Here is a 6,798-nt window from a genome sequence, read left to right as displayed (position 1 = left end):
GAACGAACCGGTACGCAGCTTCGGGATCCGCAGCTCCAGATCCCCGGCAGTAGTCGACAAGACCCGGGTCCGGTGCCCGTTGCGCAGGGCAGAACGGGTCGACGTGCGTTCGTGCGGAGCCGCGCCGATGGCTTCGGTGAGCTCGGCCTCGATCAACGCCTGGTAGATCGTCTCCGCGGCCTCGCGGATCCGGTCACCGACATCGGTGGCCTTCAACGCCTCGAGAAGTTCGAGCAGGGCAGACTGGTCCAGGGCCATCGCGTGGCACCTCTCTGTCGTGATCCTTGGTCGGTTCACGCAGAGACTCACGCGGTGGCCCCTCACACGTGCTCAGCCACGCCGTCGAGGCCCCGGACCTACACCACTACCCGGGACGCAACCCCGCTCCGGGCGTCCGGTCGCTCATGTCGCCGCTGAACTTGGAGTGTCCCGCACGACCGGCTACAAGTGGTGGGCCCGCTACCGCGCGGAAGGCCTGCCCGGCCTGGCCGACCGATCCAGCCACGCGCACCGTCTGCCCGGGCGCACCGGCCCCGTGCTTGAGGCCGAGGTGCTGCAGCTGCGCCGGGAACCCAAGCTCGGCCCGCACCGGATCGGGCCGTTGGTCGGGCTGGCACCCTCGACCGTGCACGCCGTGTTGGCCCGCCACGGCATGTCGCAGCTGGCGTGGCTCGACCGGCCCGCCGCAGATCCGGTACGCCGCTACGAACGTGCTCGGCCCGGTGAGCTGGTCCACGTCGATGTCAAGAAGCTCGGTCGGCTCCGCGACGGCGGCGGCTGGCGTGTCCTGGGCCGCGACAGCCTCGAACACCGACGTGCCCGCTGCGGACCTCGGGTCGGGTTCGACTACGTCCATGCCGCGATCGATGACCATACGCGCCCGGCCTACGCCGAGATCCCACCAGCAACTCCGAACGCGCCGCCGCGCTCCCCATCTGGCTGCACACCTACAACCACCACCGCTGCCACACCGCGATCGGCGGCCACCCACCCATCACTCGCGTCAACAACCCGGCCGGGAGCTACAACTAGCCGTTGGAGGGCGCGGTGTTGGCTGGAGTAGTGGGGCTGTTGGTGGTCCGGCGCGAGCCGCCCGGGTTCAGTGGAGGCTGGGAAGTGGCGTCGTCTCGCGGCGCGTTCCTGGGACCACCGGACCTCCCGGGACGCGCCGGACCTGGAAAGGTCGAGTGAGCGGGGCGATGGCCCGGCGTCGCGCGACCGGGCGTCGGCCGCCGACGCGGGCCGCACGGCGCGGACCGGTGCCCCGCGCTCCTGGTCGATCGGAGCTCCTCGTCGGTCGGAGCTCCTCGTCGGTCGCAGCTCCTCGTCGGTCGCAGCTCCGGGCCGGTCAGAGCTGCACGCCCTTCGTCAGCGCGCCGTCCACCACGAGGTTCGAGCCCGAGATCCGGCTCGCCAGCGGGCTCGCGAGCATCACGACGGCGTACGCGGTCTCTTCGGCGGTGCCCATCCGGCCGGTCGGGTTCAGGCCCAGCGCCATCTGGAACAGGTCCGGGTTGGCCTGCTCGACGCCCTGCCAGAAGCCGCCGTCGAAGTACACGTTGCCCGGCGACACGACGTTGGCGCGCACGCCCCGGGGCGCCAGCTCCAGCGCGACGCCGGAGATGTAGTGCACGAGCGCGGCCTTCATGACGCCGTACGCGTCCTTGGCGAAGTCGATCTCGCGCCCGGAGACGCTGGACACCGCGATGATCGAGCCACCGCTCGCCTCCAGGTGCGGCAGTGCCGCTTCCACGAGGTGCTTGGTGTGCAGCACGTCGACCTCGAAGCAGGCCCGCCAGGCCTCGTCCCCCGGTCCGACGGTCAGGGCGCTCACGTTCGCCACCGCCACGTCGATGCCGCCGAACCGCTCCGCCGAGGCCGCCACCCACGCGGTGAGCGCGGGGCCGTCCGCGACGTCCAGCACGGTGCCCGCGACGTTCGCCCCGCCGGCCCGCAGCTCCTCCTCGGCCTTCTCGACGTCCACGGCGGTGCGCGCGCAGAACGCCACGTTCGCGCCCTCCGCGGCGAGCAGGTCGACGATCGCCCGGCCGATGCCCTTCGAGCCGCCGGTGACGAGCGCGGTCCTGCCGGTAAGTCCGAGGTCCACGGGTTCCTCCTCGATGAGCGTCCGGATGAGCGTCTAGATGAGCGTCGCGGCCTGCTCGCGCAGGTGGCGGTGCATGCCGCCGTAGGCGTCGGCCGCAGGCAGCAGGGCTTTGTCGATCTTCGTGGCGGCGCTGTAGTTCGTGTCGACGACGTTGGCCAGCGGCGAGCGGCTGATCTGCGTGAGCAGCTGGTAGGCGTCCAGCGGGTCCAGCCCGTACAGCTCGCCGAGCCAGCGCACCATCCCCACCTGGCTGGCCCGCCATGCGTCCTCCAGGGGGCGCGAGGACCCGATCACGACGTAGTCCTCGTCGTGCTCCAGCCGGGGCCATTCCGGCGCGGGGCTCGTCGGGGAGCCCTTGATCAGCTCGACGATCAGTGTGACGTCCATGGCGCCCTCGACGGCCGTGCCGCAGCTCTCGCCCTCGCCCTGGCGGTAGTGCCCGTCGCCGACGGAGAACAGCGCCCCCGCGACGTTCACGCCCAGGTAACAGGTGGTGCCCGCGCGCATCTCGGGGGTGTCCATGTTGCCGCCGAACTTGTCGGGCACGAGCGAGCTGCGCACCTCGCGGCCCGCGGGGGCCACCCCGACCGTGCCCAGCATCGGTGCGATCGGCAGCTCGATCTGCAGCTGGCCCCGGCGGGCCTCGAACAGGACGGTGCCGCGCGCCCGGTCCAGCTGGTAGATCCACGCGTGTTCGGGCAGCGGCTCGTTCAGCAGGGCCGTGCGGTCCGTGCCGGTCAGGGCCCCGAAGAACGGGATCAGGGCGGACGCGCCCCAGTCGCGGGCCGGAGTGAGGTCGACGAGGTGCAGCGCCAGCGTGTCGCCCGGCTCCGCGCCCTCGACGAAGAACGGGCCGGTCTGCGGGTTCACCTCGGTCATGTCGAGGACGTCCATCGGGCGGTCCGACGGGCGCGTGATCCGCCCCGAGAAGGCGTCCTCGGTCCACAGGCGCAGCACCGTGCCGGGGCTGACGTGGTGGCTCGGCGCGACGCCACCGAACGTCCACACGTACTGGTCCGGCTGCGGGCGGTACTCGACGACGTCCACGATCCTTCAACCTGGCACGGTTGAGTAGGGAACGGAAGTGTCGCGGCGGTCAGCGGTGGTGCGCGACGGCCTCGGCGAGCCGGCGGTACCGGTCGCGGCGCGGGGCCGGCGCGGCGGCGTCGGGCGGCGGGCCCAGCGCGCGCTTCGCGTCGGTCACCCCGTAGGTCGCCCGGTAGGCGAGCAGGTCGACGCCGCTGGGCAGCCACCCGTCCCGATCGGTCCGCGCCGCGGGGCGAGCCCGTCGTCGAACCAGGCCGGGAGCACGGCGTCACGCTCCAGCGCCGCCTGCCCGGCCCGCGCCCCGCATTCGGGCGTGCAGCGCCCACAGCTCGCGGCGCAGGGGCGGCGTCCGGTATCTCCCGGGCGTCCTCCGTCGGCGGGGCGGAGCCCTGATCGGTGGCGGCGGGCGGGTCGTCGACGGGCCGTGCCATCGGTCCATCATGGCGGCCACCGTCACCGGATCAGGTGATGTCCCAGCGACCCACCGCCGTGCCGTGGGCCGATCGCGGTAGCCGGTGGGGGCCGCCCGGCGGTACGGCGTGCCGGTCCCTGGCGATGCGGGGCGCGTCGGTGCTATCTCCTGACCATGGTCCTGGCCTCGCCATCCGGTACCCGCCCGTGAGCCGGCTCGCGCTCGCCGACGAGCTGCTCGACGCCCAGCTGCTGCGCACCGTCGGCACCACCCCGTACGGCGGCGCCGACATCGGCGAGTGCCTGGCCGTCGCCCGCCGGGTGCGGGGGATCGACCTCGGGAGCTGGCACGTCGCCTGGACCGACCTGGCGCTGAGCACGGCAACCCTCGCCGAGGGCGAGCTGGCCGCGGGCCGCGTCGAGACGGCGCGGGGCGCGTTCCTGCGCGCGGCGAACTACCACCGCACCGCCGGGGTGATGCTGATGGGTGCCCCGCTCGACAGCCGCCTGCGCCGCAGCAACGTCGCGCAGACCGAGGCGTTCCGGCGGGCCGTGGCGTTGCTGGAGCGGCCGGCGGAGACCGTCGCGATCCCGTTCGAGGGCACGACGCTGCCCGGCTACCACTTCAGTGCGGGCGACGGGCCGCGGCCCACGCTGATCCTGCTCGGCGGCTACGACGGCACCGCGGAGGAGCTCTACGTCCTCAACGGCGCGGCGGCGCTGGCCCGCGGCTACCACGTCCTCGCCTTCGACGGCCCCGGTCAGGGCTCCGCGCTGATCCAGCAGGGCCTGCCGATGCGCGCGGACTACGGGCCCGTGATCGCCGCCGTGATCGACTTCCTTGCCGGGCGGCCCGGCACGGATCCCGACCGCATCGCGCTGATGGGGCTGAGCCTCGGCGCGTTCCTCGCCCCCCGCGCCGCGGCCACCGAGAAGCGTCTCGCGGCGTGCATCGCCGACTGCGGCTCCTTCGACCTCTACGCCGCCGCGCTCGCCCGGATGCCTGGGCCGCTCGCGAGCGGCCTGCGCGGGGGCGCCGGATGGGCGCGCGCCGTCGCGGAGAAGGCGCTCGGGTCGCTCGCCCGCAAGCCGACGGCCGGCTGGGCGTTGCGGCGCGGCATGCTCGTCCACGGTGCCGCGACGCCGCTGGCCTACCTCGACGCGCTGCGCGAGTACACGCTCGCGGGGCACGCCGGGAGCATCACGTGCCCCACGCTGGTCTGTCAGGCCGAAGCCGACGACGTCAGCGCCTCGGCCCCGCAGCTCGTCGCGGCACTGGAGTGCCCGCACCTGTTCGTCCGGTTCACGTCCCTGGAGGGCGCGGGCGATCACTGCGAGGCCGGTGCCCGCACGCTCTTCCACGCGCGGGCGTTCGCCTGGCTCGGGGAGCAGCTGACCTGACGGACCGCCGTCCGAGGCGCGGCCCCGCTCAGCAGGCGATGCCCGTCGTGGCCCCCGCGGTCGCCGTGGCACACCCCGGCGCGCCCGCTCGGGCGACCGGCGCGCTGCTGTCCGCGACCGGCGGGCTGCCGGCGCCGACGGGGGCGGAGGCACCGGCCACGGCGCACGCCCCCGGAGCGCTGGCGGAGGCGACGTCCCCTCCCGCGCCGGGCGCGACGGCGCACGGTGCGCTGAACGCCTGCAGCGGCACCCCGGATCCGGTCAGGACGACGCTTCCGGCGACACCGCCGCAGGCCGCGACGGCGGCGCCGACGGCGAGCACGAGGGTGGTGTCGGTGACGATGCGGCGGATCATGATTCCTCCGGGGATCGGGTGAGGAGCGGGACGACGCAGAGCAGGACGAGCAGGGGCAGGACCGGGATGTGCCAGAGGAAGTCCGCGGCGCTGTGCAGGGCGAACGCGGCGAGGATGGCGAGCGCGGGCGGGCCCGTCGCGTCCCGCCACCGCCGCGCGGCGGCGAGCAGGAGCGCGATCAGCGCCGTCCCGGTGAGGGCGAGCCCGATGACGCCCGTCTCGGCCGCCATCTGGAGGTACTCGTCGTGGGTGTACTCGGCCCGGACGAGCACCCCGCGGTGGTCGACGTAGACGAGGTCCAGCCTGCCGGGGCCGATGCCGGTGAGCGGTGACTCCAGGAACTGCGCCGCCGTGACGCGGGCCAGGTCGCCGCGCTCGGTCGAGGTCGCCGACAGCCGCGTCGACGCGAGGTCGGCGAACGTCGCGGCCGGCACGGCCATCACGACGGCGACGGCCGCGGCGCCCACCAGCAGCGTGACGGCGCGGCGGTCGAGGACCAGGATCGCGAGTCCGGCGGCGAGTCCCGCGACGGCGGGCAGCGGCTGCGCCGAACCCGGTCCGGCCGCCTCCGGGAGCGCCGGGAGCAGGCCCGCGGCGGCGACCGCGACGGCCGGGAGCACCGGCCACAGCGTCCGCAACCGGGCCCGGTGCGGCGGGGATGCCAGCAGCACCAGCACGCCGACGGCGAGGGTGAGCAGGCCCGCCCTGCTCATCGTGGCGACCAGCCCGAGCAGCAGCACCGACGTCGTGACCAGCATCAGCGGGCGGCTCCGGTCCGCCCCGGGTGCCGGGAGCACGGCCACGGCGAGCAGCAGGACCGCCACGAGGAACGCCGCGGCGGCGTTGGCGTAGGTGAGCGTCGACGACGCCCGCCACAGCCCGGACGACACCAGCGCGAGCGGCTCGACGTGCAGCGCGACCCCGACCCAGCCGGTGGACGCGACGACGAGGCCGCACGCGATCACGACGGCGTGCAGGACCCGGCGGCCCACGGTGTCCAGGCCGGTGGCGGCCCATGCCGCCGCGGCGAGCCCGCACGCCAGCGCGGCGGCCGGGAGCCCGGACGCGCCGTCACCCCGGACGAGCACCCACGCCGCGACGCCGAGCAGCGCGAGGATCGCGACGACGACCGGGCGGGTCGGCTGGGCTGCCGGCGGAACGCGGAACTCGCCCTGATGGAATGCGGAACTCGCGGCGGCAGGATGCGGAACTCGCGGGTGCACGGCGACCCGGGCGGCCGCCGCCGCGGCCAGCAGGGCGAGGAGCGCCGCGGCGTCCCCGGCGTGGAAGCCGCCGCGGTTGACCGTCCCGTGGACGGCGGCGGCGCCCAGGGCCAGAACGAGCAGGCGCGTGGGCGCGGACCTCCGATCGCGCGGTGGATCCCACGTAGTGACCATGATCGCCTCCCCCCGGGACGACCACAGTCTGGAGTCGTCGGCGGCGGTTCGTCCGCTGTCGACCCCCGATCGTGTGGCTG

Annotated in this window: 6 protein-coding genes and 1 pseudogene; 2 read left to right on the top strand and 5 right to left on the bottom strand. The window is 74.6% G+C overall.

From position 1 onward, the window contains the following. Window positions 1-258: transposase (locus tag AB7J25_RS20205; protein WP_428511144.1), on the bottom strand; the 258-nt coding region annotated here is incomplete at its 3' end. Window positions 259-382: 124 nt separating this feature from the next. On the opposite strand from AB7J25_RS20205, the pseudogene AB7J25_RS20200 reads away from it, so the two are divergent. Beyond that, window positions 383-1,032 (top strand): annotated as a pseudogene (locus AB7J25_RS20200) (leucine zipper domain-containing protein); the annotation flags it as partial. A 316-nt stretch (window positions 1,033-1,348) separates the two neighbouring features. Here AB7J25_RS20200 and AB7J25_RS20195 read toward each other — a convergent pair. Together AB7J25_RS20195 and AB7J25_RS20190 are read right to left on the bottom strand one after the other, a co-directional pair. Beyond that, the gene (locus tag AB7J25_RS20195; protein WP_428511143.1) at window positions 1,349-2,107 is read right to left on the bottom strand and encodes an SDR family NAD(P)-dependent oxidoreductase; all 759 of its coding nucleotides are present in this window, start codon (window positions 2,105-2,107) and stop codon (window positions 1,349-1,351) included. Between the two features lie 33 nt (window positions 2,108-2,140). Beyond that, window positions 2,141-3,154: an acetamidase/formamidase family protein gene (locus tag AB7J25_RS20190; RefSeq protein WP_428511142.1), complete on the bottom strand. Its 1,014-nt coding sequence runs from the start codon at window positions 3,152-3,154 to the stop codon at window positions 2,141-2,143. A gap of 618 nt (window positions 3,155-3,772) precedes the next feature. On the opposite strand from AB7J25_RS20190, the gene AB7J25_RS20185 reads away from it, so the two are divergent. Continuing rightward, window positions 3,773-4,966, top strand: a complete 1,194-nt coding sequence (locus AB7J25_RS20185; RefSeq protein WP_428511141.1) for an alpha/beta hydrolase family protein — start codon at window positions 3,773-3,775, stop codon at window positions 4,964-4,966. Between the two features lie 28 nt (window positions 4,967-4,994). On the opposite strand, the gene AB7J25_RS20180 is transcribed toward AB7J25_RS20185, so the two are convergent. After that, a complete protein-coding gene (locus AB7J25_RS20180; RefSeq protein WP_428511140.1) occupies window positions 4,995-5,321 on the bottom strand; it encodes a hypothetical protein in 327 nt (108 codons plus the stop codon). Continuing rightward, on the bottom strand, window positions 5,318-6,718 hold the full coding sequence (locus AB7J25_RS20175) for an O-antigen ligase family protein (protein WP_428511139.1): 1,401 nt from the start codon (window positions 6,716-6,718) through the stop codon (window positions 5,318-5,320). Before AB7J25_RS20175 ends, AB7J25_RS20180 begins: the two co-directional genes overlap by 4 nt. Window positions 6,719-6,798: the final 80 nt, after the last annotated feature.

The sequence above is a fragment of the Pseudonocardia sp. genome (genome assembly GCF_050246655.1).
Classification (GTDB): domain Bacteria; phylum Actinomycetota; class Actinomycetes; order Mycobacteriales; family Pseudonocardiaceae; genus Pseudonocardia.
This window is presented reverse-complemented; position numbering and strand designations above follow the sequence as displayed.

Coding starts and splice junctions, on each gene's coding strand:
- AB7J25_RS20180 (WP_428511140.1), bottom strand. CDS start 5,321: ATGATCCGCCGCATCGTCACCGACACCACCCTCGTGCTCGCCGTCGGC.
- AB7J25_RS20175 (WP_428511139.1), bottom strand. CDS start 6,718: ATGGTCACTACGTGGGATCCACCGCGCGATCGGAGGTCCGCGCCCACG.